The 26,824-nt window shown below is 62.1% G+C and carries 23 protein-coding genes (1 of these 23 running past the window's edge); 4 read left to right on the top strand and 19 right to left on the bottom strand.

What is annotated here, in order from left to right; all coding sequences use genetic code 11:
* Positions 1-254: 254 nt before the first annotated feature.
* Positions 255-1,586, top strand: coding sequence for a glutamate/aspartate:proton symporter GltP (gene gltP, locus PFEN_RS24765; protein WP_191489259.1), 1,332 nt, complete (start codon positions 255-257; stop codon positions 1,584-1,586).
* A gap of 198 nt (positions 1,587-1,784) precedes the next feature.
* On the top strand, positions 1,785-3,014 hold the full coding sequence (locus PFEN_RS24770) for a nucleoside recognition domain-containing protein (RefSeq protein WP_191489260.1): 1,230 nt from the start codon (positions 1,785-1,787) through the stop codon (positions 3,012-3,014).
* Here PFEN_RS24770 and PFEN_RS24775 read toward each other — a convergent pair.
* The 19 genes from PFEN_RS24775 to PFEN_RS24865 all read right to left on the bottom strand — a co-directional run bounded on the left by PFEN_RS24775 (position 2,996) and on the right by PFEN_RS24865 (position 24,270).
* Positions 2,996-3,679, bottom strand: coding sequence for an ABC-type transport auxiliary lipoprotein family protein (locus PFEN_RS24775; RefSeq protein ID WP_191489261.1), 684 nt, complete (start codon positions 3,677-3,679; stop codon positions 2,996-2,998). The genes PFEN_RS24770 and PFEN_RS24775 overlap by 19 nt on opposite strands.
* Positions 3,676-4,614 (bottom strand): MlaD family protein, encoded by a 939-nt coding sequence (locus tag PFEN_RS24780; RefSeq protein ID WP_191489262.1) that lies wholly within the window; start codon positions 4,612-4,614, stop codon positions 3,676-3,678. Before PFEN_RS24780 ends, PFEN_RS24775 begins: the two co-directional genes overlap by 4 nt.
* Before the next feature lies 1 nt (position 4,615).
* Positions 4,616-5,419 (bottom strand): ABC transporter ATP-binding protein, encoded by an 804-nt coding sequence (locus PFEN_RS24785; protein WP_191489263.1) that lies wholly within the window; start codon positions 5,417-5,419, stop codon positions 4,616-4,618.
* Positions 5,416-6,561, bottom strand: a complete 1,146-nt coding sequence (locus PFEN_RS24790) for an ABC transporter permease (protein WP_191490248.1) — start codon at positions 6,559-6,561, stop codon at positions 5,416-5,418. The genes PFEN_RS24785 and PFEN_RS24790 overlap by 4 nt, the downstream gene beginning before the upstream one ends.
* A 66-nt stretch (positions 6,562-6,627) precedes the next feature.
* Positions 6,628-7,644, bottom strand: a complete 1,017-nt coding sequence (locus tag PFEN_RS24795; RefSeq protein WP_191489264.1) for a DUF5924 family protein — start codon at positions 7,642-7,644, stop codon at positions 6,628-6,630.
* Between the two features lie 90 nt (positions 7,645-7,734).
* On the bottom strand, positions 7,735-9,111 hold the full coding sequence (locus PFEN_RS24800) for a M16 family metallopeptidase (RefSeq protein WP_191489265.1): 1,377 nt from the start codon (positions 9,109-9,111) through the stop codon (positions 7,735-7,737).
* 55 nt (positions 9,112-9,166) lie between these two features.
* Complete coding sequence (locus PFEN_RS24805) at positions 9,167-10,825, bottom strand: Na/Pi cotransporter family protein (RefSeq protein WP_191489266.1); 1,659 nt, start codon at positions 10,823-10,825, stop codon at positions 9,167-9,169.
* 376 nt (positions 10,826-11,201) lie between these two features.
* Positions 11,202-11,951 carry a TerC family protein gene (locus PFEN_RS24810; RefSeq protein WP_191489267.1) on the bottom strand — a complete coding sequence of 250 codons (750 nt, stop codon included), beginning with the start codon at positions 11,949-11,951 and terminating at the stop codon, positions 11,202-11,204.
* A 90-nt stretch (positions 11,952-12,041) separates the two neighbouring features.
* The gene (locus PFEN_RS24815; protein ID WP_191489268.1) at positions 12,042-13,349 is read right to left on the bottom strand and encodes a CitMHS family transporter; all 1,308 of its coding nucleotides are present in this window, start codon (positions 13,347-13,349) and stop codon (positions 12,042-12,044) included.
* Positions 13,350-14,459: 1,110 nt separating this feature from the next.
* On the bottom strand, positions 14,460-16,421 hold the full coding sequence (locus PFEN_RS24820) for a DUF4105 domain-containing protein (protein WP_191489269.1): 1,962 nt from the start codon (positions 16,419-16,421) through the stop codon (positions 14,460-14,462).
* A complete protein-coding gene (locus PFEN_RS24825; RefSeq protein WP_191489270.1) occupies positions 16,418-16,738 on the bottom strand; it encodes a DUF2388 domain-containing protein in 321 nt (106 codons plus the stop codon). The genes PFEN_RS24820 and PFEN_RS24825 overlap by 4 nt, the downstream gene beginning before the upstream one ends.
* Before the next feature lie 26 nt (positions 16,739-16,764).
* Positions 16,765-17,058, bottom strand: coding sequence for a DUF2388 domain-containing protein (locus tag PFEN_RS24830; RefSeq protein WP_191489271.1), 294 nt, complete (start codon positions 17,056-17,058; stop codon positions 16,765-16,767).
* Positions 17,059-17,123: 65 nt separating this feature from the next.
* Positions 17,124-17,441 carry a DUF2388 domain-containing protein gene (locus tag PFEN_RS24835; protein ID WP_191489272.1) on the bottom strand — a complete coding sequence of 106 codons (318 nt, stop codon included), beginning with the start codon at positions 17,439-17,441 and terminating at the stop codon, positions 17,124-17,126.
* Between the two features lie 379 nt (positions 17,442-17,820).
* Positions 17,821-18,036 (bottom strand): DUF1127 domain-containing protein, encoded by a 216-nt coding sequence (locus PFEN_RS24840; RefSeq protein WP_191489273.1) that lies wholly within the window; start codon positions 18,034-18,036, stop codon positions 17,821-17,823.
* A gap of 319 nt (positions 18,037-18,355) precedes the next feature.
* Complete coding sequence (locus PFEN_RS24845) at positions 18,356-19,849, bottom strand: acetyl-CoA hydrolase/transferase family protein (protein ID WP_191489274.1); 1,494 nt, start codon at positions 19,847-19,849, stop codon at positions 18,356-18,358.
* 182 nt (positions 19,850-20,031) lie between these two features.
* On the bottom strand, positions 20,032-21,468 hold the full coding sequence (locus PFEN_RS24850; RefSeq protein ID WP_191489275.1) for an NAD(P)(+) transhydrogenase (Re/Si-specific) subunit beta: 1,437 nt from the start codon (positions 21,466-21,468) through the stop codon (positions 20,032-20,034).
* The gene (locus tag PFEN_RS24855) at positions 21,468-21,791 is read right to left on the bottom strand and encodes an NAD(P) transhydrogenase subunit alpha (protein WP_191489276.1); all 324 of its coding nucleotides are present in this window, start codon (positions 21,789-21,791) and stop codon (positions 21,468-21,470) included. The genes PFEN_RS24850 and PFEN_RS24855 overlap by 1 nt, the downstream gene beginning before the upstream one ends.
* Before the next feature lie 15 nt (positions 21,792-21,806).
* Positions 21,807-22,928 carry a Re/Si-specific NAD(P)(+) transhydrogenase subunit alpha gene (locus PFEN_RS24860; RefSeq protein WP_191489277.1) on the bottom strand — a complete coding sequence of 374 codons (1,122 nt, stop codon included), beginning with the start codon at positions 22,926-22,928 and terminating at the stop codon, positions 21,807-21,809.
* Positions 22,929-23,349: 421 nt separating this feature from the next.
* Positions 23,350-24,270: a LysR family transcriptional regulator gene (locus PFEN_RS24865; protein WP_191489278.1), complete on the bottom strand. Its 921-nt coding sequence runs from the start codon at positions 24,268-24,270 to the stop codon at positions 23,350-23,352.
* A gap of 156 nt (positions 24,271-24,426) precedes the next feature.
* Between PFEN_RS24865 and PFEN_RS24870 the strand changes: the two genes are divergently transcribed.
* Both PFEN_RS24870 and PFEN_RS24875 read left to right on the top strand, forming a co-directional pair.
* Positions 24,427-25,608, top strand: coding sequence for an acyl-CoA dehydrogenase (locus PFEN_RS24870; RefSeq protein WP_191489279.1), 1,182 nt, complete (start codon positions 24,427-24,429; stop codon positions 25,606-25,608).
* A 17-nt stretch (positions 25,609-25,625) separates the two neighbouring features.
* Positions 25,626-26,824: the 5' portion of a CaiB/BaiF CoA transferase family protein gene (locus PFEN_RS24875; protein WP_191489280.1), read on the top strand. 22 nt of this gene lie beyond the right edge of the window; only the first 1,199 of its 1,221 coding nucleotides appear in the window; the start codon lies at positions 25,626-25,628; the stop codon falls past the right edge of the window.

Below are 26,824 nucleotides of genomic sequence, written 5' to 3' on the forward strand. Positions count from 1 at the left end.
TGTCCTGTCGAGTGATGGCGAAACGGTCGTATTGTTGGGTAATGATCATGCCGATTCGGCATAGGGTAGGCGTTTACGGCATTAGACGTCCCCCCCTTGCATGGGAATAGTTGCGCCTTTTTTCGCCTGCCAAAAAGCCATCAGGTTGGTGGGCGATGACCTTCCATGGGGGGCAGTTGCCGTCACTTGACCCGCGCAAATGCAACGGTGAGGGGGCATCTGTCCGACTCCACTTCAAGCAAGGGGAAATAACAATGAAGAAGGCAAAGCTCAGCCTCGCCTGGCAGATCCTCATCGGTCTGGTATTGGGCATTGCAGTCGGCGCGCTGCTCAACCATTTCAGTGCCGAGAAGGCCTGGTGGATCAGCAACGTCCTGCAACCGGCAGGCGACATTTTTATCCGCCTGATCAAGATGATCGTGATCCCGATTGTCATTTCCTCGCTGGTGGTCGGTATTGCCGGGGTCGGCGACGCCAAGAAGCTCGGGCGCATCGGCCTCAAGACCATCATCTACTTCGAGATCGTCACCACCATCGCCATCGTGGTTGGCCTGCTGTTGGCCAACGTGTTCCACCCGGGCTCGGGCATCGACATGAGCACCCTGGGCACCGTGGATATCTCCAAGTACAAGACCACCGCCGCCGAAGTGCAGCATGAGCATGCGTTTATCGAAACCATCCTCAACCTGATTCCGTCCAACATCTTTGCCGCCATGGCTCGCGGTGAAATGCTGCCGATCATCTTCTTCTCGGTGCTCTTCGGCCTGGGCCTGTCGAGCTTGCAGGCCGAGTTGCGCGACCCGCTGGTGAAGATGTTCCAGGGCGTGTCGGAAAGCATGTTCAAGGTCACCCACATGATCATGAACTATGCCCCGATCGGCGTTTTCGCCCTGATCGCGGTGACCGTCGCCAGCTTCGGCTTCGCTTCCCTGCTGCCGTTGGCCAAGCTGGTGTTGCTGGTCTACGCAGCTATCCTGTTCTTCGCTTTTGCCGTGCTCGGCCTGGTGGCTCGGCTGTTCGGCTTCTCGGTGATCAGGCTGATGCGCATCTTCAAGGACGAGTTGGTGCTGGCCTACTCCACCGCCAGTTCCGAAACCGTGTTGCCGCGAGTGATCGAGAAGATGGAAGCCTACGGCGCACCGAAAGCCATTTGCAGCTTTGTGGTGCCGACCGGTTACTCTTTCAACCTCGACGGTTCGACCCTGTACCAGAGCATCGCGGCGATCTTTATTGCCCAGCTCTATGGCATCGACCTGTCCATCAGCCAGCAACTGCTGCTGGTGCTGACCCTGATGGTGACCTCCAAGGGGATTGCCGGGGTACCGGGCGTGTCCTTCGTGGTACTGCTGGCGACCCTGGGCAGCGTCGGCATTCCGCTGGAAGGCCTGGCCTTTATCGCCGGTGTCGACCGGGTGATGGACATGGCGCGCACGGCACTGAACGTGATCGGCAATGCCCTGGCGGTGCTGGTGGTTTCCCGTTGGGAAGGCATGTACGACGATGCCAAGGGCCAGCGCTACTGGAACTCCCTGCCGCACTGGCGCAGCAAGGAAGCATTGCCAGCGGGCGAAGCCGCCAGGGGCTGACTGTGGAGCGGAGCCTGGTCCGGACGGCGTTGCGCCGAGGATTTTGGCGGCCTCACGGGCCCCTTCGCGAGCAAGCTCTGCTCCCACAGGTCCGCGTATTGCCAGCGCTAGGCTAAGTAGACGAGCCCCGGATTTTCCGGGGTTTGTTGTTTCTGGCCCGACCGCTATCATTCGCCGCATCTTCAAGGAGTTTTCCCGATGCTCAATGGTCTGTGGCTTGGCTTTTTCGTGGTGGCGACCGTCTCGGCGCTGGCGCAATGGCTGGTAGGCGGCAACTCCGCGATCTTTGCCGCGATGGTGGAAAGCATCTTCGCCATGGCCAAGCTGTCGGTGGAGGTCATGGTCCTGCTGTTCGGCACCCTGACCCTCTGGCTCGGCTTCCTGCGAATCGCCGAAAAGGCCGGGATCGTCGACTGGCTGGCCAAGGCCCTGGGGCCGCTGTTCAGCCGCCTGATGCCGGAGGTGCCACGGGATCACCCGGCCATCGGCCTGATCACCCTCAACCTGGCTGCCAACGCCCTGGGCCTGGACAACGCCGCCACGCCCATCGGCCTCAAGGCCATGCGTTCGCTGCAGGAGCTCAATCCCAGCCAGACCGTGGCAAGTAACGCACAGATCCTGTTTCTGGTGCTCAACGCCTCGGCCGTGACCCTGCTGCCGGTGACTATCTTCATGTACCGCGCCCAGCAAGGCGCGGCGGACCCGACCCTGGTGTTCCTGCCGATCCTGCTGGCCACCTGCGCCTCGACCCTGGTCGGCCTGCTGTCGGTAGCGGTAATGCAGCGCCTGCGCCTGTGGGACCCGGTGGTACTTGCCTACCTGATTCCCGGTGCCTTGATTCTTGGCGGCTTCATGGCCGTGCTGGCCGGGCTGTCGGCCACGGCGCTGGCCAGCCTGTCGTCGATCCTCGGCAACCTGACGCTGTTCGGTCTGATCATGCTGTTCCTGGTCATCGGCGCGTTGCGCAAGGTGAAGGTCTACGAGGCGTTTGTCGAAGGGGCGAAAGAGGGCTTCGATGTCGCGAAGAACCTGTTGCCATACCTGGTGGCGATGCTCTGTGCGATTGGCGTGTTGCGGGCGTCCGGGGCACTGGATTTCGGCCTCGACGGCATTCGCCACTTGGTGCAGTGGCTCGGTTGGGACAGCCGTTTCGTCGATGCGCTGCCCACGGCGCTGGTCAAGCCCTTTTCCGGCAGCGCTGCCCGGGCCGTGTTGATCGAAACCATGAAGACCCAGGGCGTGGACAGCTTCCCGGCGCTGGCGGCGGCGACCATCCAGGGCAGCACCGAAACCACTTTCTACGTGCTGGCGGTGTATTTCGGCGCGGTGAATATCCAGCGGGCGCGGCACGCGGTGGGCTGCGCCCTGCTGGCGGAACTGGCCGGGGTGCTGGCGGCGATCGGGGTATGCTACTGGTTCTTCGGCTGATCAGTTGACCCTGTAAGCCGGCTTGCCTGCGAGCCTTGTTTAGCCGAGCCTTCGCCTTGTTGCACCGCCCAGCCAATCAACTGCGCCATCAGCTTGTCGCTGGCCTGGCCGAAGCCGCTCACCACCCCGGGCACCTGCTTGTCACTCACTGGCTGGCGCACTTCAAAGCGCCGGCTGGCGAGAATCCGCTGGTCAGCGCCGCGCACCAGCCGCGCGTCGAAGCGGATCACCACCTCGGCCTCCTGCCCGCGGTACTCGGTCTGGAACGCCTGCAACTCACCCCCCAGCTCGAAATCCGCCTGCAGGTTGCTGTCGTCGCTGCTCAGCAGCCGCACCCGGCCATCGCGCTGGAAAGCATCGAGGATGCGGTTGCGCAGCAGCACCGGCGCCGGATCGCTCCAGCGCGAGGCTTTGTAGTGGCTGATCAGGTCGCCCTGGGGCACTACGGCGATATTCGGGTTGTTCAAGGCGTCGCTGGCGATGGGCTTGGCAACGCGCAACGACCAGTCGAGCGGCAGGCTGTTGGGCGCCGGTGCACTGTTCTGCGCCGTGGGCAGTCGATAGACATCCGCCGGGTCGGCCTGGGGCAGGATCGAGCAGGCAGAGCTCAAGACCAGGCCGGCAACCAGGCCCAATTGGCTCAATACGCGGGGGACACACCTCATGGGGTGAACTCCTTGTTCTTGTCACGGCCCAGCAAGTAGCCGCTGGGGTTGGCTTCCAGGCGCTTGGAGATGGAGCGCAGGGAACTGAGGGTGTCACGCAGTTCGCGGATTGCCGGTGCCAGTCCGTTCAAGCCCTGCAAGCCACTGTTGACCGAGTCCTGGTTGTTGCTGAGCAAGGTGTTGATGGTGGCGCTGCTCTGCTCCAGCGATTGCATGGCCCGTTCGGCGCTGCCAAGGGCCTGCTTGCCCTGATTGTCGAGCAGACCATTGGCGTTGCGCATCAGCGCGGTGGTCTGTTCCAGGGTCGCGCTCACCTGCTTGCTGACCTGGGTCAGTTGTTTCAGGGTCTGGCGGATATCGTCGCGCTGGCCGGCAATGGCCCCGGTGGTCTGCTGGAGGTTTTCCAGGGTCTGGTTGACCTGGTCGATATTTTTCTGGGAGAACATCTCGTTGGCGTTGTGCAGCAACAGGTTGATCCCGCTCATCAGGTCGTTGCTGTCGCTGAGCAGGCGGGAAATGGGCGACGGCGAGGCGATGATCTGCGGCAGGTTGCCGTTCTTGCCCTTGAGCTCGGGACTCTGTGGCGTACCGTCGCTGAGCTGGATCAGCGAGGTGCCGGTGATGCCGGTCAAGGCCAGCTTGGCGCGGGTGTCTTCCTTGATCGGCGTGTCGCCGGCCAGGCGGATACGCGCCAGCACCCGGCGCGGGTCTTTCGGGTCAAGGCTCAGTTGCAGCACATCGCCGACCTTGATCCCGCTGTATTGCACCGGGCTGCCCTTGGACAGGCCGCTGACGGCCTCGTTGAAGACCACTTCATAGTCCTTGAACGCCGTATCGACGCTGGACTTGGCCAGCCACAGGCCGAACAGCAGTGCGCCGACGACCACCAGAACGCTGAACAGGCCGATCATCACATGATGGGCGCGGGTTTCCATCTCATCCCTCCTTGTGCGGGGTTACCGCGTCAAATGCGGCGCGGCCACGCGGGCCATGGAAGTATTCGTGAATCCACGGATCGTCGGTTTCGGCGACCCGGTCGATGGCATCGGCCACCAGCACGCGCTTCTGTGCCAGCACCGCGACCCGGTCGGTGATGGTGTAGAGGGTGTCCAGGTCGTGGGTGACCAGGAACACGCTCAGGCCCAGGGCATCGCGCAGGGTCAGGATCAACTGGTCGAAGGCCGCCGCGCCGATGGGGTCGAGGCCGGCGGTGGGCTCGTCGAGAAACAGGATGTCCGGATCCAGCGCCAGGGCTCGGGCCAGGGCGGCGCGCTTGATCATGCCGCCGGACAGCGAGGCCGGGTATTTGTTCGCCGCCGACAGTGGCAGGCCGGCCAGGGCCAGCTTGACCGCCGCCAGGTGTTCGGCATCGCGACGGCTGAGTCCGGCGTGTTCGATCAGCGGCAAGGCCACGTTCTCCGTGACCGTCAGCGAGGAAAACAATGCGCCCTTCTGGAACAGCACGCCGAAGCGCCGTTCGACCTGGGAGCGTGCCTGCTCCGAGAGGCTGCGCAGGTCCTGGCCGAACACCCGCACACTACCTTCGTTGGGTTTGCGCAGGCCGACGATGCTGCGCAGCAGCACCGACTTGCCACTGCCCGAGCCGCCGACCACGGCGAGTATTTCGCCACGGTACAGGTCCAGGTCGAGGTTTTCATGGACACTCTGGTTGCCGAAGCGGTTGCACAGTCCGCGCACCTCGATCACCGCCTCGCTCGGCGCCCGTGGTGGCCGGCTCACCAGCCCATCTCCATGAAGAACAGGGCGGCGGCGGCGTCCAGCACGATCACGATAAAGATCGATTGCACCACGCTGGAGGTGGTGTGGGCGCCGACCGATTCGGCGCTGCCGCTGACCTTGAAACCTTCCAGGCAGCCGACGGCGGCGATCAGGAAGGCGAAGAACGGTGCCTTGGCCATGCCCACGAGGAAATGCTGGATACCGATATCGGCCTGCAGCAGTGATAGAAACATCGCCGGCGAAATCCCCAACGAGAAAGCGCAGACCACGCCGCCACCGACAATGCCACAGAGCATCGCGAGGAAGGTCAGCATCGGCAGGGCGATCAGCAGGGCCAGGACCCGCGGCAGCACCAGCAGCTCCATGGGATCCAGGCCCAGGGTGCGAATGGCATCGATTTCCTCGTTGGCCTTCATCGAGCCGATCTGCGCGGTGAAGGCACTGGCGGTGCGGCCGGCCATGAGGATGGCGGTGAGCAGCACACCGAATTCGCGCAGGAAAGAGAATGCCACCAGGTCCACGGTAAAGACGCTGGCGCCGAATTTGTTCAGTACCGTGGCGCCGAGAAATGCCACCACGGCACCGACCAGGAAGGTCAGCAGGGCGATGATCGGGGCGGCGTCCAGGCCGGTCTGCTCGATATGGGCAACGGTCGGGGTAAGGCGCCAGCGCCGGGGGTGAAAGAAGCCGCGGGCGAGGGTCTCCAGGATCAGGCCGACAAACCCGAGCAATTGCAGGGTGTCTTGCCAGACAGCGTCGACGGCCCGGCCGATGCGCTCCAGCAACTGGATGCCGGCGGCTTCCTCGGGCTCCCGAACGGGTTCGCAGAAATCGGTCAGCGAGCAATACACGGTGTGCAGCAGAGCCCGGTCGGCGGCGCTGATGCGACAGTCCGGGTGCTCGGTCGAACGGCCGAGGCGTTCGGCGCCCAGCAGTTCCACCAGCAGCGAGGCGCCGGCGGTGTCGAGGGCGCCGAGGTCATTGAGGTCGATATCGGTGTTGGCGTCGTATTGCCCGACCAAGTGGCTGGCGCGCTGTTTCAGGTCGGCATAATGGGCCAGCGTCCAGTCACCACTGATCCGCAGGCGCGCGGGACTGCTCGAGGTATCCAGTTGGGCGGTGCCGGCCGTTGCGCTGATGATCGAAAGCTCCGTGCTTAACAGATATTGATACTGGCGCCTGTAATAGCACGATCTTGCCTCTGATCTCTAGTGAGGCGTGTCGGTTACTTCGAAGCGCAGCACGCCGAGCATCTGGCCATTCTCGGTGAGCACCCGGACCTGCCAGTTGCCGGTGGGGTCGGTCGGGAAGTTTTGCTTGTGCGACCAGGCGCGATAGCCTTCCTTGCGCCCACCATGGATATCCAGGGCGATGCGGTCAACCTCCTGCCCGTTGAACTGCCAGACATGGTAAATCCGCTCGTCCAGTCCGCGCGGTGCGTTGATCGCGGTGTAGGCGTACAGCCCGCCCTTGCGCACTTGGCTGGCGCTGACTTCGTCCAGGCCTTTACCTGGGGTGCGGTCCTGCAACTCGGTGGTCACCGCGACCTCGGTCATCCACAAGGTCGCCGGCGGCACCCACGAGCGCAGGAACCAGCCCGCGCCGCCAATCACCAGGGTCACGCCGATCAGCATCAACCAGCCGCGCCAACTGCGCAGCGGCAGGCTCGCCGCGAGGCTGGGGATCGATAACAACAGGGCGGTGCCCAGGGCGAGTTGGTAACTCTGGGGAGTGGTCAGGTGCAGGATGATCGGTAGCGCGGTGAGCAGCGCGGCGAACAGGGTCAGGGTGTGCAGTCCCAGCAGCAGCCAGCGTTTCGGCGAGAGCCAGCCGTAGTACAGCGGATCGATGATCGAGACCAGCGCCGCCGTGCCGAGCAGGCCGGTGAACAGTAGCTGGCTGCTGTTCCAGGTGGTGGTCACGAAAAAGAACGGCAGGACGAAGGACAGGCTCTGCTGGTGGATCATCTGTGTGGCATAGCGTAGCAACGGCTCGGGTATGTCGTGTTTGAATACCCGGCTGAAAAACTGCATGAAGACGTTCTCCAGCATCAGCCAGAGCCAGCTCACCAGCAGAATGACCGCGATCCAACTGGCGCTTGCCTGCTGGCGATCGACCAGGATGAAGCTGGCGATACCGGAGCAGAACCCGAAGACGGCAATGACACCCGGATAACGCTTCATCAGTTCGAGGACGCGTTGGATGGGCAGGGTCCAGTTTGGCATTCGGCGGTTCACAGTGCGGGCGGATAAAAGATCGCGACACAATACCGTTTCAGGGACGATTAGTCGTGTCGGTGATAGCCTTTTCATGGCCTAGCGGCGTCGATATCTCCGCCAGCCCAACAGCCCGATCAGCAGCAAGCCCGCCAGGGCCGCGCCCAGGCCGATCAGTTGCTCATCGCCGAGCAGCGGCTTTTCGATCCGCAGGTAGCCCGGCTGCTTGAACAGTTGGCGCAGCGCCTGGTTGGCATCCGCCAGCGTCACCGTCCGCAGGGCCTCGGCCGGGTCGGCAAAATGGCCGTCCTCGTAATCGCCCAGCGCCCCCCAGTAGTAGTCGGCCAGGGCGCTGTTGCCCTGCACCGCCCAGGCCTGGTGGGCGATGGCGGCTTGTTGCAGGCGGGCGAAGGTGTCCGGGTCGAGGCCGTCCTTGAGCAGCCGCGCCTTGAGCTGTTCGAGCACCTGCCGGGCCTCGTCCAGATTGTCGCGCTCGACATCGGCGTTGAGGCTGAAAAAACCGACGCCGCCGAGCACTTCGCGTTCGCTCCATGGCCCGTAGGACAAGCCGTGGGTCAGGCGCAACTGCTGATACAGCGCCCAGTCCAGATAATCCTTGAGCAGGTCCAGGGTTTCGTCGGGTTGGCCGTCCAGTGTCGGCTCAGGGAACAGCCAATGGAGTTTCGCGCCGTTGCCGACCCAGCCGCGCGGCAGGTCGCGTTGGGCGGCGGCCTGGCGGCGGATGTCCGGCAGCGCCAGGTGGTCGTTGGGTTCGATCGGTTGCAGTGCGCCGAAGGCCCGGTCCAGATACGCCGGGAGCAGGCGATCAAGCTCGCCGACCATGATCAGGGTCATGTTGTTCGGGGCATACCAGTTCTTGCGCACGGCTTCCAACTGTTCGCGGGTCAGCGGTCGGACATCGGCGCGTTGGGCGCATTTGAGCCCCAGTTCCACGGCCAACTGGTTGCTGGCGCCATGGCCGAGGTCCTGGCTGTCCAGCCAGCGCTGCAAATGCGAGTAATGGCCGCCCTCCTCGCGCTCCACCACCTGCTTGGCGGTTGCGATGGCGTTCTCGCTGAGTTCGGTATGCGTCAGGATCTCCAGTAGCAGGTCGAGAATCTTGCGCTGGTTTTTCGCCGGGGCCTCGATCACGAAGGTGGTGTCGGCGTTGCTGGTGTAGGCGTTCCATTCGCCACCGAGGGCTTGCATGCGTTCTTCCAGCCCGCCTTCGCCGCTGGCGTCGACGCCGCTGAACAGCAGATGTTCGAGCAGGTGCGGCAGCTCCTTGTCGGCGCAGGGGAAATCGTCGAAGCCGACGCCCACCACCAGGCGGATCGCCACGTGGCCGCGTTCGCTGCCGGGTTTGAGCAGCAGTTGCAGGCCGTTGGGCAATTGATAGCCCTCGACCTGGAAGCGATCAAGGGCGACGGCGTGCAGGGTATTGAGCAACAGGCAAGCGAACAGCAGGCAACGCATAACCATTTTCCGAAGGCAGGTTCCTACGCACAGACAACGGTAAAACCATGGACGTTCAAGGCGATTGGCTGATGTCGATGATTTCTTCCGGGGCCAGGGCGCCGGTCTCGGCGGTTTCCAGCACCGCATAGGCGCTGCCGCAGAATAACGAATTCAAGCGTTTCATGTCGGCAATCAGCTCCAGGTGCAGCGAACTGGTTTCCAGGCTCTGCACGACGCCACGCTGCAAGCGACTGACATGGGCATGGGCCAGACGTCGTTCCTGGGCGCGGAAGCGGCGTTTTTCCCGTAGCAATTGCCGGGCATTCTGCGGATCGGTGCCGAGGAACACCGTGAGGCCCAGGCGCAGGTTGTCGATCAGTTGCCGCTGCAGCCCGCTCAGTTCCTCCAGGCCATCCTCGGAAAACGCCCGGCGCTGCGAGGTCTTCTGCCGTTGCATCTTGCGCAGCATCTGCTCGATCAGGTCGGCCGCCAGCTTCAGGTTGACCGCCAGTTCGATGATTTCCGCCCAGCGCCGGTTGTCCTGTTCGCTGAGGTCCTCGCGAGGCATTTGCGCCAGATAGAGCTTGACCGCGCCGCAGAGCACCTCGACGTCGTCGCTCAGGCGACGTATCTCGATGGCGACGGCGGTCTGCTTGCCGCTCAGGACATTGAGCATGGCGTCGAGCATATTGTCGACCAGGTCGCCGATGCGCAGGGTTTCCCGCACGGCGTCGGACAGGGCCAGGCTGGGAGTATCGAGGGCGGCGAGGTCCAGGTGGCGGGGTTTGGCCTTGCCGTTGGCTTCGGGACGTTCCGGCAGCAACCAGCTGCAGAGCCGGGCCATCGGGCCGACGCTGGGCAGCAGTACCAGGCAGCGCACCGTGTTGTAGAGCAGGTGAAAGCCGATGACGATTTCCTGGTGACTGAAGTCGAGGTGGCTGAGCCAGTGCGTCAGCGGGCTCAGCACCGGGATGATCAGCAGCAGGCCGATCAGCTTGTACAGCAAGCTGCCGAGGGCCACTTGGCGGCCAGCGGCGTTCTGCATGCTGGTGCCGAGGAAGGCCAGCACCCCGCTGCCGATGTTCGCGCCGATCACCAGGCCGATGGCTACCGGCAGGCTGATCACGCTGGCGCCGGCCAGGGTGGCGGTGAGCAGCACGGCGGCCAGGCTGGAGTAGGACACCATTGCGAACAGCGCGCCCACCAGCGCGTCGAGGAGAATATCGCCGGTCAGGGAGGCGAACACCACCTTCACCCCTTGGGCATGCGTGATGGGCAGAGCGGCTTCGACGATCAGTTGCAGGGCGAGGATGATCAGGCCCAGGCCGATACCCACGCGACCGAGTTGGCCGGCGCGGGTCTGCTTGCGCGAGAGGAAAAAGATCACCCCGAGGAAGATCAGCAGTGGCGACAGCCAGGACAGGTCGAAGGTCAGGACCCGGGCCATCAGCGCGGTGCCGACGTCGGCGCCGAGCATGATTGCCAGGGCTGGAGTCAACGCCATCAGACCCTGGCCGACGAAGGAGGTCACCAGCATGGCGGTGGCATTGCTGCTCTGCACCATGGCGGTGACCAGGATCCCGGCGCCAAACGCCAGCGGTCGCCTGGACATGTTGCGGCCAATGACGTGGCGCAGGTGCGAACCATAGACCCGCAGGATGCCGGTACGGACGATGTGCGTGCCCCAGATCAGCAGGGTCACGGCGGAAAGCAGATTGAGCAGGGTCAGCATGGAGGGCCCCCTGAGTGACTGGTGCCCCATGAGGGCAAGTTCGGATTGACCGTGCGCCTTTTCTACGGCTTGTCCTTAAGCTGTAGTTGGCTATTTGGCTGAGCGCCAGCATCGCATGGTCGGTGCCGGGCTTGAAATAAAAATGTCATATTTTCGCGGCACGGGCGGTGTAGGCGGGCTTGATGCCTAACCCGGGGCGACGCGCCCTTGTAGGCGCCAGCTGACTGGCGATGGGGGCCGTAAGCCTTGTATCGCCTGATCGGCCGCCATCGCCAGTCAGCTGGCTCCTACAGGACGGTATTTTTACCGCTGAATATCGGCAGGCCCATAATTCGGGGGAAGGTGGTGCGCCCTGGATTATTGGCCCGTCACATCCTCAATGCCGTTTCTCGGCTTGCTCCTGCTGTTTCTTCCTTTGCATCGCCGTGCGCATCTTGATGTTGATCGCTTCCACCGCCAGGGAGAACGCCATGGCGAAGTAGACATAGCCTTTGGGCACGTGGACATCGAAGGCTTCGGCGATCAGCACGGTGCCGACCACGATCAGGAACGACAGCGCGAGCATTTTCAGCGACGGGTGCTTGTCGATGAAATCGCCGATGGTCTTCGAGGCCAGCATCATTACCAGCACCGCGACGACGATCGCGGCAATCATCACCGGTACATGGGAGACCATGCCCACGGCGGTAATCACCGAGTCGAGGGAGAACACGATGTCGATAATGGCGATCTGGATGATGGTGTAAAGGAAATTGCCGCCCTTGCCTTTCGGCCCTTCGCTCGCCTCTTCCCCGCCTTCCATGCCGTGGTAGATCTCCTGGCAGCTTTTCCATAGCAGGAACAGGCCACCGAAGAACAGGATCAGATCACGCCCGGAAATGCCCTGGCCGAGGACCACGAACAGATCGTCGGTCAGGCGCATGACCCAGGTGATGGACAGCAGCAGGAGAATCCGCGTGACCATCGCCAGGGCCAGGCCGAAGATCCGGGTGCGCTGTTGCATGTTACGGGGCATGCGACTGACCAGGATCGAGATCATGATGATGTTATCGATGCCCAGGACGATCTCCAGGGCGGTCAGGGTGAAAAAGGCAACCCAGAGTTCCGGGTTGGTCAGCCATTCCATGTGTATTCCTTTGAACGAGTGTTGGAGCCGCATCGGCGCCGGGCTTCAGATTCCGAAGTTCGCGCGCCGATACGGCAGTGAATCATCGCCTTATAGACTGCCGAACAGTGGAAAGGTCCCCAGCAACAAGGCGGCCAGCATTATGCACAGGCAGACCAGCACTGCCCACTTGAGGGTGAAACGCTGGTGATCGCCGAACTCGATACCGGCCAGGGCCACCAGCAGGTAGGTCGAGGGTACCAGCGGACTCAACAAGTGGACGGGCTGGCCGACGATCGAGGCCCTGGCCATTTCCACGGCGCTGATACCATAGTGGCTGGCGGCTTCGGCCAACACCGGCAGTACACCGTAGTAGAAGGCATCGTTGGACATGAAGAAGGTGAACGGCATGCTCACCAGCGCGGTGATCGGTGCCAGGTAAGGGCCGAGCGCCGGCGGGATCACCGCCAGCAGGCTCTTGGACATGGCGTCGACCATGCCGGTGCCGGACAGGATGCCGGTGAAGATACCGGCGGCGAAGATCAGCCCGACCACCGCCAGCACGCTACCGGCGTGGGCGCCGATGCGCTCCTTCTGTTGTTGCAGACATGGGTAGTTGACGATCATGGCAATACTGAACGCCACCATGAACAGCACCGGCAACGGCAGCAGGCCGGCGATCAGCGCGCACATCAGGGCGAAGGTCAGGGCGCCGTTGAACAGGATCAGTTTCGGGCGACGGGCATCCGGGTATTGCGAGACGCTGATTTCGCTGTGATCGACGTCATCGCCGATGATGTGCAGCTCGCCCAGGCGTGCCCGCTCACGGATGCCGTAGAAGTAGGCGATGGCCAGGATCGCCAGGACCCCGGCGAGCATGGCCGGGATCATCGGTACGAAGATGTCCGAAGGGTCGACATGCAGGGCGCTGGCGGCGCGGGCGGTCGGGCCGCCCCAGGGCGTCATGTTCATCACGCCGCCGGCGAGGATGATCAGCCCGGCCATGATTCGCGGGCTCATGCCGATGCGGCTGTACAGCGGCAGCATGGCGGCGACGCAGATCATGTAGGTGGTGGCACCGTCGCCGTCCAGGGACACCACCAGGGCCAGCACGGCGGTGCCTACCGAGACCTTCAGCGGATCGCCCTTGACCAGCTTGAGGATCTTGCGCACGGCCGGGTCGAACAGGCCGGAATCGATCATCAGGGCGAAATACAGGATGGCGAACATCAGCATCACGCCGGTGGGCGCGAGCTTGGTGATGCCGTCGATCATCATCTTGCCGATACCCGCGGCAAAGCCGCCGAACAGGGCGAAGACAATCGGTACGATGATCAGGGCGATCAGCGCGGACAGGCGCTTGGTCATGATCAGGTACATGAAGGTAATGACCATGGCGAAGCCAAGGAAAGTCAGCATGGGAGTACTCCGGGCGTAACGCGGCTGGGGAAAGGCGAAGCGACTGGGGTCAGGGCTGTGCGATCGGCGCGACAGGAACGAACGGAGTTGCAGCGGACAGGTGGGTCGTAGCGGACATCGGTATCACCATCTTGTTGTTGTGATTGGGCCGCGGAGCGTGTTCAAGGCGCGCCACGGCCGACCGGTCTGGTGCCGGCGGTGAGGGGATGCTAAAGGGATAAGCTTTCAGCCAGCTTTCAGCCCCTGTAGGAGCCAGCTTGCTGGCGATAGCGTCTGATCAGGCAACACAAATCTCAGGACGCTCATCGTCGGCCCGCTACCCGCAGCAAGCTGGCTCATAGTTCCAATGCTGTTCACTTAAGGTCACACAGGGTCTTGTGGCGAGCGGTCTTGTCGCAAGGCCGTTCAGTTAAGAGCGATCTCAAGTCTGGCCGAGATTTGTGGCGAGCGGGCTTGCCCGCGCTGGGCTGCGAAGCGGCCCTAAGATCAGCGACTTCATTGTGTCAGGCAGAACGCAGTCACAGGTTTTTGGGGCTGCTTCGCAGCCCAGCGCGGGCAAGCCCGCTCGCCACAAAACCAGACCAGGATTGAGATCATTCAGATTCTCGTTTGGAGCTGCCACCAGACGCCGTCAAACGAACGGGTGGCAACTCGTAGGTTGACGGACCGGAAACGAGAACCCGGCGCACCCGAAGGTGCCCCACGCACAGCCGCCATAAAGCCATACAACGGGCACGAAAGTGCCCACGCGGGGGTACAAGGGATGCGTCGTATCTCGTTAGAAGCCGGACCGTCAAATCCGATCACGAATGGGTCGTGACAGCTTCGAGGATATGGAGATAGGGGCGATTCATGCCTTGGACGCCATGGTGATGCCGTTGCTGAACTACCGGCAGCTTTGCAGGCATTAGATATGCGGACGTGTGGTTTCAAGCTCGTATCAATCATCAACGGTATTCCTAAGCAATACCTACCTGATTTGAGCAATGCGCTAGCCAGGGAAATGAAACCTTTGGTTAAAACGTTGGGATTCGATCCTCTGTCGGTATCTGTCATTAACGATATCAAGGCCCGCGATATCGGTTTGATCGTGTAACGATGGCCTGAGCCTCAAGGCAGCTCCAATCCGCCCGCCGCCTTGTGCAGCGCTCGCAGGTGCTCTCCAACTATCTTCAGGTTGGCTTCGCTGGCCTCGATCTGCGCTTCCCGGGCCGGGTCCAGCAGCTTGCGGATCTCCTTGTCGAGGTCACCGGTCAGCCGTTGCAATTGCTGCTGGCGCTGGCTGCTTTCGGCTTCCAGGCGCTTCCACTCGGAGGGCTGCGGCAAGCCGTAGCCGCTGCTGCCGAGCAACTCCGCCGGGCGACTGAGGTAGCCGCTGTTGGCGAGGATCTGCTGCAAGGTGCGGTTGGCCTGGTCCATGTCCTTGTCCTTGAGGTCACGGGCACCGAGGTACTTCTGTTTCACCTCGTCCTGGGCCAGCAGCAATTGCCGGCGGAAGCTCGCCTGCTCCAGCAACAGCATGGCGGCGCTGGCGCGCAGGTTGGCTTGGGCGAACCACGGGCGGCGGGCTTCGGCGGGCTGCGACAACCAGTCCTCGACGCTTTCCTGCTGGATCGGCAACTGTTCCCTCAGGACATTGAACATGGCCTGGTAACGGTCGCGGTAGGAATCGAAGCGGTAGCCCAGGCGCAAGGCTTCACGCGGATCGTCGAGCACGCTGGTGTCGGCCAGGCCGCGGCCCTTGAGCACTTCCAGCAAACCATTGGGGACAATGCTGTCCAGGCCCTTGAGTTGGGCGTTGTCGCTGCCGCTGCGCAACAGCTTCAAGGTCTCAACAGCACAGTTGTTGCTGATGAAGTAGTAGTTGCCGTCGTAGCTCCAGTGCATTTCGGCGGCATGCTCGACCACTTCCTCGATTTCCTTGCGCGACAGCTTCAGCGGCACCGAGGCCAGGCTGCGCAGTTCGGTCTTGGTGTATTCGTCGATCACCTGGGACAGCGGCAAGACGAACAGCCGTGACGGATAGGCCCCGGTCAGCCCACCCCAGGTCGAGAGCTGGACGTCGTTGACGAAGGCGCGATAGGACAGCACCAGGTGCTGGTCGAGGTCGAGCCGGCAATCCGGTCCGCGTGGTCGGCCGGGGGCGCAGATCACCAGGCGCAGCATGCTGTGGCCCCAACGGCTGACCCAGTTCTGGTTGGCTTCGGCCAGCAGGTAGTCCACTTCGTAGACGCGCTCGGGGTCGATCTTGCCCAGAGGGGTCTTGCCGAAGTCGTTGCCGGCGTTGAGGAACGGGAACGCCTGGTCGCAAGTGTCCTTGGCCGCTGGCGCCCAGCCGAAGCGTTCCTGATAGTAGCGATACAGCGCCGGACGGCGACAGGCGTAGGCCGGGTCGAGGAGGAAGTACTCCATGTTGACCGCGACGAACTCCTTGGGATTGGTCGTTTCGTAGATATCCGGGCTGCGCACGACCTGGCCGTTGTGCTGTTCCCGCTGGCCACGGCTACCGACCACTTGTTGCCAGCCAGCGAGGTCGAGCAGGCGTGGGTCGTCGCTGAGGGTGAAGCGTCTGCCGGTCTGGCCCCGGCATTGATCGGGCAGGCCGACCAGGCCGGTATTGCTGTCGCGCTGGGTACAGCGCCGGATCAGTGTTCGTTCGGCGTCGGGCCACAAACGGGCGCGGTCATAAATATGGGTCAGTTCGTGGAGGACGGTGGCGAGCATTTCCTCGCGCACGGTGCCGTGGGGGCGGTTGGTTTTTTTCGTTGCGGCCGAACCGTCCACCAGGCCGGGCAGCAAGGCGCGATTGAGGTCCACTTCGGAGACCAGCGAGGCCTCGCCGTAGGCGTTGTCCGGCATCCGGGTCGACCAGGCGACATCGATACGCCGGTCCAGTTGCTCGATAAAGCGCGGCGGCAGATGGGCCAGGGCCTCATCGATCAGTACCTGGCTGGCCCGTTGTTCGGCCGGGCTCAGACCTTCGCTCTTGAGGTGCAATTGCAGACCGGCCTGGGCCACGTTGCCGAACAGCAGCAGGGCGCAGGCCAGCAGCCCGCCAGCGAGTAATCTCACAGGGCGAGAATGGCTTCGGCGAGGTCCTGATCGCTGGCGTCACGGGCTTCCGGCACCTGGGTACGCAGGGCGGCAAAGGCGGCCTCCAGGTGGGCGCCGCGAATGTCGCCATGGCTGGCGACGAAGCTGGCGGCGTCGTCGTGGGCTTCACGGACCACTTTCGAATCGCGGATGGAGGTGGTGGTGTCCGAGGTGAAGTCGAGGGTGCGGCCCGTAGCCCGTACGAGCATATTGCTGGTAGCCACCAGGGTGTGCGCCGAAGCCACGTCGGTCAGCAAAAGCAGGCCGAGGGCGGCGGCGATCAGGGGGTTACGCATGAAAGGTCTCCGGAAATGCAAAGTGACTATTGGACGAGAATTGCCTGGGCCAGTTCAAGGTCGCTGGCATGAAGTTTTGGCTGGGTCTGGCGCAGGTACGCCAGGGCGGACTCCAGCTGTGCGCCGCGCAGTCGGCCATCGGTGGCGATGAAAGCGGCGGCGTCATCCTGGGCGGCCAGTATCAGTTTACGGTCGAAGGGCGCGGAGGTCACTTGGCTGGTGACATAACCGCTGCCGACCAGGGTCTGGGTGGTCAGGTCGAAGGCCTGGGCCTGGCTGATCCAGCCGAGCGCTATGAGCAATAAGGTGAGTGAACGCATGGGGCTCGGTGTCTTATTGAGCGAGCGCCAAGGCTAGCGGAATGCACGGCCCATGCGCCAGGGTTTCAGATTGCCAGGATCGCCTGGGCCAACTCCGTATCGCTGGCCTGCAACTGTGGTGCCTGGCGGCGGATGGTGTCGAAGGCGCTCTCCAGTTTTACGCTGCGGATCTGGCCATTGCTGGCGACGAAGCTGGCGGCGTCGTCCTGGGCGGCGCGCACGATCTTGTTGTCGCGCAACGACGAGGTGGCATCGGATGAGGCGTCGGAGGTGGCCTTGAGGGCGCCGACCAGCGAATCGGTGGTGACGATGAAACTGCTGGCGTTGGCGGCGCTGGCCAGGGTCAACAGGGCGGCGGCACTGAGCAGGCGAAGGCGGGACATGGTGAATCTCCTGGGCATGAAGAGGAACAGTGGCTGCGGACAAGGGCCGCCACTCGAACACAATGGACGATGAACCTCAGACGCACCTCCCGCGCTGCGGGCTACTTATGACCGCGATATTAGGCAGAGTTCCCGAGCTACCGAAAGCAAGTTTCGTCGGCTGATCCATGGTTTAGACGCTTTCGTTGAACTCAGGTAAAAGTGTACTGGTTGTTTTTTGCAAATATAAAACTGTATATGTCTGGCGTTTCCGCACGACCTTTCCCGAAATCGGTCCATGGAGAACGACAAAGCCCGTCGCGGTTTCCCGCGACGGGCTTTGTTTTTTCAATTCGGGAGCTGGCGGTGGACCCGGTGGGTCAGGGCCAGCGAGCGCTGCTTAGCGCCAGAACGGCTTGCTCAACTCTTCGTAACGCTGTGCTTCGCTGATACCGGCATCGGCCAGCAGACGCGAATCCAGGCGAGCCAGTTGATGGCGGCTGGCAATGCGGCGCTGCCACAACATCAGGTTGGCGAGAACGCGCAGAGGCAGGGAAGCTTGAGCGCTGGAAGCGTTGTTTTCGTAGAACAGGTCGGAACTGAGTGTACGTTCCATGATTGACATCCTTCCGCTTATGGCGGGACTAGGTAGTGGTTTAACTGATGCCAATGATCCTCCTCTTTGCCTAGTCTCTCTAGATACAGTTCAGTTGTATTGTGAGGGCTCAGTTAACTGTTTAGCGGTGCTGTACTGCTCGAAAGTGAGGCAACTGTACCTATCTGCCTCAAAGTGGTGCATTTTTGTGTGGGTCGGGGTGTTTTGAGGAGATTCGGGGTGGGAAATGACCAGTACAGCAGTACAGTTTTTCTAATTACATCGGGAAATACAGGACCGCTGACGAAACTGTGTTTGCGTCAGCGGCCAACTGTATCAATCAGCTCGGCAGCATTTTCCCGGTTTCTTCCAGGTTGATGTGCCAACTCAGTGCTTCACGCAGGATATGCGGGGTGTGACCGCCCAGGGCGCAGGCGCGGTTGAAGTAACTGTTCAGGGCTTCGCGGAAGTCCGGGTGTACGCAGTTGTCGATGACCGCCCTTGCCCGTTCCCGTGGCGCCAGGCCACGCAGGTCGGCCAGGCCGATTTCGGTGACGAGGATATCCACGTCGTGCTCGGTGTGGTCAACATGGCTGACCATGGGGACCACACTGGAAATCGCCCCGCCCTTGGCAATGGACTTGGTGACGAAGATTGCCAGGTGGGCGTTGCGGGCGAAGTCGCCGGAGCCGCCGATACCGTTCATCATCCGCGTGCCGCAGACGTGGGTGGAGTTGACGTTGCCGTACAGGTCGAACTCCAGGGCGGTGTTGATGGCGATGATGCCCAGGCGCCGCACCACTTCCGGATGGTTGGAGATTTCCTGCGGGCGCAGCACCAGCTTGTCTTTATAGTGCTCCAGATTGCCGAACACATCACTGTTGCGCCGGCTCGACAAGGTGATCGAGCTGCCGGAGGCGAAAGACAGCTTGCCGGCGTCGATCAGGTCGAAGGTCGAGTCCTGCAGCACTTCGGAGTACATGGTCAGGTCTTCGAACGGCGAGTCGATCAGGCCGCACATTACCGCGTTGGCAATGTTGCCGATACCGGCTTGCAGCGGGCCGAGCTTGTTGGTCATGCGCCCGTCGGCCACTTCTTCCTTGAGGAAGGCGATCAGGTGGTCGGCAATGGCCTGGGTGTCGTTGTCCGGCGGGGTCACGGTCGACGGCGAGTCGGCCTTGTTGGTGATCACGATGGCGACGATCTTGGCCGGGTCGATCGGGATCGCGGTGCTGCCGATGCGATCATCGACCTTCACCAGCGGGATCGGTGTGCGGGTTGGACGATAGCTGGGGATATAGATGTCGTGCAGGCCTTCCAGGTTCGGATTGTGCGCCAGGTTGATCTCGACGATCACCTGCTTGGCGAAGATCGCGAAGCTGGCCGAGTTACCCACCGAGGTGGTTGGCACGATATGCCCCTCTTCGGTGATCGCCACGGCCTCGATTACCGCCAGGTCTGGCAACTTGAGCTGCTTGTTGCGCAGTTGTTCGACGGTTTCCGACAGATGCTGGTCGATGAACATCACTTCGCCGGCGTTGATCGCCTTGCGCAGGGTGCTGTCCACCTGGAATGGCATGCGCCGCGACAGCACACCGGCTTCGGTGAGCTGTTTGTCGAGGTCGTTGCCCAGGCTGGCGCCGGTCATCAGGGTGATTTTCAGCGGCGACGTCTTGGCCCGCTCAGCCAGTGCCTGGGGCACGGCCTTGGCTTCACCGGCGCGGGTGAAGCCGCTCATGCCGACGGTCATGCCGTCCTGAATCAGAGCGGCAGCGTCGGCTGCGCCCATGACCTTGTCCAACAACGAAGGCAAGCGAATACGATCACGGTACATAGCGTGTTATCTCAGGCAACGAAAGCAAGATGCGCAGTCTAGAGGTTTGAAAAAGTTTCGCCGCACGACAAAGGTCGAATGCCAGCCCCTGATTCAGGGCCTTTGGTCGGCTTTTTCGTGAGCAAAGAAAAACCCCAACCTAACAGAGGTTGGGGTTGGCGATATTGCGTTAACGCAAGCTTCTACTCGACGGCCTTGACCATGTCCTCGATGACCTTCTTCGCGTCACCAAAGACCATCATGGTCTTGTCGAGGTAGAACAGTTCGTTGTCCAGGCCAGCATAGCCGCTGGCCATCGAACGCTTGTTGACGATGATGGTCTTGGCCTTGAAGGCTTCGAGAATCGGCATGCCGGCAATCGGCGATTTCGGATCGTTCTTCGCCGCCGGGTTGACCACGTCGTTGGCGCCGAGTACCAGCACCACGTCGGCCTGGCCGAACTCGGAGTTGATGTCCTCCATCTCGAACACCTGGTCGTAAGGCACTTCGGCCTCGGCCAGCAACACGTTCATGTGCCCGGGCATGCGCCCGGCAACCGGGTGGATCGCATACTTCACGGTCACGCCGCGATGGGTCAGCTTCTCGGTCAGTTCTTTCAGTGCGTGTTGCGCCCGGGCTACCGCCAGGCCGTAGCCCGGGACGATGATCACGGTGTCGGCGTTGGTCAGCAGGAAGGTGGCGTCATCCGCCGAACCGGATTTCACCGGACGGGCTTCCTTCGCGCCAGCCGGGCCGGCTGCTTCGGCCGTGTTGCCGAAGCCACCGAGCAGCACGTTGAAGAACGAGCGGTTCATCGCCTTGCACATGATGTACGAGAGGATCGCGCCGGACGAGCCCACCAGGGAGCCGGCGATGATCAGCATCGAGTTGTTCAGCGAGAAGCCGATCCCCGCCGCCGCCCAGCCGGAATAGCTGTTGAGCATCGACACCACCACCGGCATGTCGGCGCCGCCGATCGGGATGATGATCAGCACGCCCATCACGAAAGCCAGGGCCAGCATCAGGGCGAAGGCGTTGAGGTTGCCGGTGAGCATAAAGGTCAGGCCGAGACCGAGGGTCGCCAGGCCCAGCACCAGATTCAGCTTGTGCTGCCCGGCAAACTGTACCGGTGCGCCCTGGAACAGGCGGAACTTGTACTTGCCCGACAGCTTACCGAAGGCGATCACGGAACCTGAGAAGGTGATCGCACCAATCGCGGCACCGAGGAACAGCTCCAGGCGATTGCCCGGCGGAATCGAATCGCCCAGCTGTTTGACGATGCCCAATGATTGCGGCTCGACCACCGCCGCAATGGCGATAAACACCGCGGCCAGGCCGATCATGCTGTGCATGAAGGCGACCAGTTCCGGCATCTTGGTCATCTCGACCCGCTTGGCCATGATCGAGCCGGCGGTGCCGCCGACCAGCAGGCCAACGATGACGTAGCCGATGCCGGTGGTAGCCAGCTCGGCTCCCAGCTTGAACACCAGGCCGACGGTCGTGAGAATCGCCAAGGCCATGCCGAGCATGCCGAACAGATTGCCGCGCCGCGAGGTGGTCGGGTGCGACAGGCCCTTGAGGGCCTGGATGAAGCAGATCGACGCGATCAAGTAGAGCGTCGTGACGAGATTCATGCTCATTACCTGGACGCCTCTTCTTTTACCGCTTTCGGGGCTTTTTTCTTGAACATCTCGAGCATCCTGCGGGTAACCAGGAAGCCACCGAACACGTTCACCGCTGCCAGGGCCACCGCCAGGGTGCCCATGGTCTTGCCCAGCGGGGTCACGGTCAGGGCGGCGGCCAGCATGGCGCCGACGATCACGATCGCCGAGATCGCGTTGGTGACCGCCATCAATGGCGTGTGCAGTGCGGGTGTAACGTTCCAGACCACGTGGTAACCGACATATATCGCCAGCACGAAGATGATCAGGTTGTAGATACCGGGGGAGATAAGCTCTTCCATCGTCTGAATCCCTGCTTAGGCGTTTTTGCGGATGACTTGGCCATCGCGGCACATCAGGCACGCGGCGACGATATCGTCTTCTAGGTTCACTTCGAACTGACCTTCTTTGTTGAAGACCAGCTTCAGGAAGTCCAGCAGGTTGCGCGCGTACAGTGCCGAGGCATCGGCCGCGACCGCGCCGGCCAGATTGGTCGGGCCGACGATGGTGACGCCGTGGGCCGTCACCACCTGGTCGGCCACGGTCAGCGGGCAGTTGCCGCCCTGGGCTGCCGCGAGGTCGATGACCACCGAGCCGGGCTTCATCTGCGCGACGGTCTCGGCGCTGAGCAGGACCGGTGCCTTGCGACCCGGAATCAGCGCGGTGGTGATGACGATATCAGCCTGCTTGGCGCGCTCGTGTACCGCGAGGGCCTGGCGCTGCATCCAGCTGGCGGGCATCGGTCGGGCATAACCGCCGACGCCGACCGCGCACTCACGCTCTTCGTCGGTCTCATAAGGCACGTCGACGAATTTGGCGCCAAGGGATTCGATCTGCTCCTTTACCGCTGGACGCACGTCGGATGCTTCGATCACGGCACCCAGGCGTTTGGCCGTGGCGATTGCCTGCAAACCGGCCACACCGGCACCGAGAATCAGCACGCGCGCGGCCTTCACGGTACCGGCGGCGGTCATCAGCATCGGCATGAAGCGAGGGTAGTAGTGAGCGGCCAGCAACACCGCCTTGTAGCCGGCGATGTTGGCTTGCGACGACAGCACATCCAGGCTCTGGGCGCGGGAGGTCCGTGGCGCGGCTTCCAGGGCAAAGGCGGTAATGCCGTGTTCGGCCAACTTGGCGATGGTTTCATTGCTGAACGGATTGAGCATGCCCACCAGGACAGTGCCGCGTTTGATCAGCGCCAGTTCGCTGTCGCTGGGCGCCACCACCTTGAGGATCAGATCGGCGCCAAAGGCGTCGCTGGCGCTGCCAATGGTGGCGCCTGCCGTTTCATAGGCGCTGTCGACAACGCTGGCATTGACGCCGGCGCCGCTTTGCACAGTGACCTTATGACCCTGGCCGATCAGCTTCTTGATGGTTTCCGGGGTTGCGGCAACCCGCGTTTCACCCGTCTGGGTTTCGAGAGGAACACCAATGTGCACGTGAAATCTCCTGCTTGATCTTTTTTTTATAAGAAGGCCAGCGCACTGCGGATGGTGCGTCTGGAGCGGCTGATCAGCACGATCCCGCCTGATTTTCTGGCGGGGCGCGGCATTTTGCAGGTGAAAACCACACCCTTCAAGATATTCTGAAAGGTGACGCGATATTAACTACAAGTCACGCAGTGACCAAATGTCGCAGCTGAACGAGCATATGCCCATAATACAAGGGGTTCATAAGGATTTTTGCTGGAAGTGAAGAAAATTCGAATCGGTGACGTGAATGAATCGATATTGGACGCAAATAGGCGATACAGGCCCCGCTTTCAGGGACTTTCGTCCAAGGTTGGCAGGTCATCGGTACAGTTTTAAAAAAGCGACATATTGTTATATCTGTAGTCTTAATAAATAATTGACTACAAAGTCAGTTAATGGCTTGGGGTCTTGAAGCCGGCAGGCTGTAGCCTTGTGCCTGGGTTACCAGCCAGTCCCGAAAAGCGCGCAAGGAGGCCGATTCGACCTTTCGCTCGGGAATCATCAGGTAATAGGCCTTGATGCTGGACAGCGCATGGGGGTTGGCGATCACCAGGCGCTGCTCTTCCAGTTCCCGCTGGATCAGGAAGGGTGGAATCAGCGCGATCCCCATTTCATGCATGGCGGCCTGGGCCAACATGGAGAATAGCTCGTAACGCGGACCTGTCATGTCGCGGGGCACATTCAGCTCCTGGGCGTTGAACCATTGGCGCCAGGCATAGGGGCGCGTGGTCTGTTGCAGGAGCGGCAGCTCGGCGATCCGTGCTGCGCTCAGGCGCTGCTGGTTACCCAGCAGGTTTGGGCTGCACACGGGCATGGGGTTCTCGCCCATCAGGCGGTGGGACTCGGTACCCGACCAGTCGGCATCGCCGAAGTAGATTGCGGCGTCGAAGTCGGTGTCGGCGAAAAGAAACGGCCGGGTCCGGTTGGTCAGGTTAACGGTGACTTCCGGGTGCTGTTGCTGGAAGTCCTTGAGCCTGGGCAGCAGCCATTGAGTGCCGAAGGTCGGGACCACGGCCAGTTCGATGACATTGGCACCCTGCTGGCCCATGACCGACAGCGTATCGCGCTCCACCGCGTCCAGCTGGGTGGCGACCCGGCGGCTGTAGGACAGCCCCGCCTCGGTCAGCTTGACGCCGCGACGGGAGCGTCGGAACAGTTCGACGTTGAGAAACTCTTCCAGGCTGGCGATCTGTCGGCAAATGGCGCCTTGAGTGAGGGACAGCTCCTGGGCGGCCTTGGTGAAGCTTTCATGGCGGGCCGCGGCTTCGAAGCTGATCAGCGCGGTAGTGCTGGGGATTTTGCGGCGCATGTACGGCAACCTCACTAAAGGTGGTGCTAAATAGCGGTTGATAGCTTTTCGGAGTGAGAAATTAGCACAACAGTATGCGAAATCCTCGTTTGCCGGATAGCCGGGCGACGCCTAGGATCAGTCCAGGCCATTTCACTGACTTCACGAGGACTCACCATGGGTGCCAAAGCAAGCTTCAACTGGATCGATCCCCTGCTGCTGGATCAACAGCTCACCGAGGAGGAGCGCATGATCCGCGACACGGCCGAACAGTTTGCCCAGGACAAGTTGGCGCCGCGGGTTCTCGAAGCCTTCCGTCATGAAAAGACCGACCCGGCGATTTTCCGTGAAATGGGTGAAGTCGGCCTGTTGGGCGCAACCATTCCGGTGGAGTACGGTGGCAGCGGGCTGAACTATGTCAGCTACGGCCTGATCGCCCGGGAAGTCGAGCGTGTCGACTCTGGCTATCGCTCGATGATGAGCGTGCAGTCGTCCCTGGTGATGGTGCCGATCAATGAGTTCGGTACCGAGGCGCAGAAGCGCAAGTACCTGCCGAAGCTGGCCTCGGGTGAGTGGATTGGTTGCTTTGGTCTGACCGAGCCGAACCATGGTTCCGATCCGGGTGCGATGATCTGCCGGGCGCGCAAGGTCGACGGCGGCTACAGCCTGACCGGCAGCAAGATGTGGATCACCAACAGCCCGATCGCTGATGTCTTCGTGGTCTGGGCCAAAGACGATGCTGGTGATATCCGCGGCTTTGTCCTCGAGAAAGGTTGGAAGGGCCTGAGCGCGCCGGCGATTCACGGCAAGGTCGGCCTGCGCGCCTCGATCACTGGTGAGATCGTCATGGACAATGTGTTTGTCCCTGAAGAGAACATCTTCCCCGAGGTGCGTGGCTTGAAAGGTCCGTTTACCTGCCTGAATTCCGCGCGTTATGGCATTTCCTGGGGCGCATTGGGTGCTGCCGAGTTTTGCTGGCACACCGCTCGCCAGTACACCCTGGATCGCCAGCAGTTCGGCCGGCCATTGGCAGCGACGCAACTGATCCAGAAGAAGCTGGCCGATATGCAGACTGAGATCACCCTCGCCCTGCAAGGCTGCCTGCGCTTGGGACGGATGAAGGATGAAGGCACGGCGGCGGTGGAAATCACTTCGATCATGAAGCGCAACTCCTGCGGCAAGTCCCTGGATATCGCGCGCATGGCCCGTGACATGCTGGGCGGCAATGGTATCTCCGATGAGTTCGGGATTGCCCGTCACCTGGTGAACCTGGAAGTGGTGAACACCTATGAAGGGACCCACGATGTCCATGCGCTGATTCTCGGGCGTGCCCAGACCGGCCTCCAGGCGTTCTATTAATAGAAGGAGCTTGGCTCATGGGCGCGCTATCGCATCTGCGAGTGTTGGATTTGTCGCGAGTCTTGGCTGGGCCCTGGTCCGGTCAGATCCTGGCGGACCTTGGGGCGGAGGTCATCAAGGTCGAGCGGCCGGGCAATGGCGACGATACTCGCGCCTGGGGGCCGCCTTTCCTGAAGGATGCCTACGGCGAGAACACCACGGAAGCGGCTTACTACCTGTCGGCCAACCGCAACAAACAGTCGGTGACCATCGACTTCACCCAGCCCGAGGGGCAGCGTCTGGTCCGTGAGCTGGCGGCCAAGTCCGATATCCTGATCGAGAACTTCAAGGTCGGCGGTCTGGCGGCTTATGGGCTGGACTATGGGTCGCTCAAGGCGCTCAACCCGAATCTGATCTATTGCTCGATCACGGGCTTCGGGCAGACCGGGCCTTATGCCAAGCGGGCCGGGTATGACTTCATGATCCAGGGGCTGGGTGGGCTGATGAGCCTTACCGGTCGGCCCGAGGGTGATGAGGGGGCTGGGCCGGTGAAGGTCGGTGTGGCGTTGACCGATATCCTCACTGGTTTGTATTCGACGGTAGCCATTCTGGCGGCCCTGGCGCATCGCGATCAGGGTGGTGGCGGCCAGCATATCGACATGGCCTTGCTGGATGTTCAGGTGGCGTGCCTGGCGAACCAGGCCATGAACTACCTGACCACCGGGGTGGCGCCCAAGCGTCTGGGCAATGCTCATCCGAACATCGTGCCGTATCAGGACTTCCCTACCGCCGATGGTGATTTCATCCTGACGGTGGGCAATGACGGGCAGTTCCGCAAGTTTGCCGAGGTGGCGGGTCAGCCGCAGTGGGCGGACGATCCGCGGTTTGTCACCAACAAGTTGCGGGTGGCCAACCGGGCGCTGCTGATTCCATTGATTCGCCAGGCGACGGTGTTCAAGACTACCGCTGAGTGGGTGACGCAGTTGGAGCTGGCCGGTGTGCCGTGTGGGCCGATCAACGATCTGTCGCAGGTGTTTGCCGATCCTCAGGTGCTGGCGCGTGGCTTGGCGGTGGAGCTGCCGCATCCGTTGGCGGGTGTGGTGCCACAGGTGGCGAGTCCGATCCGGCTTTCCGCTACGCCGGTGGAGTATCGCAATGCTCCTCCTCTATTGGGTGAGCACACGCTGGAGGTGTTGCAGCGGGTGTTGGGCCTGACGCCGGAGGCGGTCGAGGCATT

The sequence above is a fragment of the Pseudomonas sp. FEN genome (assembly GCF_904067045.1).
Classification (GTDB): domain Bacteria; phylum Pseudomonadota; class Gammaproteobacteria; order Pseudomonadales; family Pseudomonadaceae; genus Aquipseudomonas.

What these genes read in the sequence shown, in the direction of transcription:
- PFEN_RS24850 (WP_191489275.1), bottom strand. Translation starts at nt 21,468, where the DNA reads ATGAGCATGAATCTCGTCACGACGCTCTACTTGATCGCGTCGATCTGC.
- PFEN_RS24780 (WP_191489262.1), bottom strand. Translation starts at nt 4,614, where the DNA reads ATGGAAACCCGCGCCCATCATGTGATGATCGGCCTGTTCAGCGTTCTG.
- PFEN_RS24775 (WP_191489261.1), bottom strand. Translation starts at nt 3,679, where the DNA reads ATGAGGTGTGTCCCCCGCGTATTGAGCCAATTGGGCCTGGTTGCCGGC.
- PFEN_RS24800 (WP_191489265.1), bottom strand. Translation starts at nt 9,111, where the DNA reads ATGCGTTGCCTGCTGTTCGCTTGCCTGTTGCTCAATACCCTGCACGCC.
- PFEN_RS24815 (WP_191489268.1), bottom strand. Translation starts at nt 13,349, where the DNA reads ATGCTGACTTTCCTTGGCTTCGCCATGGTCATTACCTTCATGTACCTG.
- PFEN_RS24805 (WP_191489266.1), bottom strand. Translation starts at nt 10,825, where the DNA reads ATGCTGACCCTGCTCAATCTGCTTTCCGCCGTGACCCTGCTGATCTGG.
- PFEN_RS24865 (WP_191489278.1), bottom strand. Translation starts at nt 24,270, where the DNA reads ATGCGCCGCAAAATCCCCAGCACTACCGCGCTGATCAGCTTCGAAGCC.
- PFEN_RS24830 (WP_191489271.1), bottom strand. Translation starts at nt 17,058, where the DNA reads ATGCGTTCACTCACCTTATTGCTCATAGCGCTCGGCTGGATCAGCCAG.
- PFEN_RS24810 (WP_191489267.1), bottom strand. Translation starts at nt 11,951, where the DNA reads ATGGAATGGCTGACCAACCCGGAACTCTGGGTTGCCTTTTTCACCCTG.
- PFEN_RS24840 (WP_191489273.1), bottom strand. Translation starts at nt 18,036, where the DNA reads ATGGAACGTACACTCAGTTCCGACCTGTTCTACGAAAACAACGCTTCC.
- PFEN_RS24855 (WP_191489276.1), bottom strand. Translation starts at nt 21,791, where the DNA reads ATGGAAGAGCTTATCTCCCCCGGTATCTACAACCTGATCATCTTCGTG.
- PFEN_RS24795 (WP_191489264.1), bottom strand. Translation starts at nt 7,644, where the DNA reads ATGCCAAACTGGACCCTGCCCATCCAACGCGTCCTCGAACTGATGAAG.
- PFEN_RS24835 (WP_191489272.1), bottom strand. Translation starts at nt 17,441, where the DNA reads ATGTCCCGCCTTCGCCTGCTCAGTGCCGCCGCCCTGTTGACCCTGGCC.
- PFEN_RS24825 (WP_191489270.1), bottom strand. Translation starts at nt 16,738, where the DNA reads ATGCGTAACCCCCTGATCGCCGCCGCCCTCGGCCTGCTTTTGCTGACC.
- PFEN_RS24770 (WP_191489260.1), top strand. Translation starts at nt 1,785, where the DNA reads ATGCTCAATGGTCTGTGGCTTGGCTTTTTCGTGGTGGCGACCGTCTCG.
- gltP (WP_191489259.1), top strand. Translation starts at nt 255, where the DNA reads ATGAAGAAGGCAAAGCTCAGCCTCGCCTGGCAGATCCTCATCGGTCTG.
- PFEN_RS24845 (WP_191489274.1), bottom strand. Translation starts at nt 19,849, where the DNA reads ATGTACCGTGATCGTATTCGCTTGCCTTCGTTGTTGGACAAGGTCATG.
- PFEN_RS24870 (WP_191489279.1), top strand. Translation starts at nt 24,427, where the DNA reads ATGGGTGCCAAAGCAAGCTTCAACTGGATCGATCCCCTGCTGCTGGAT.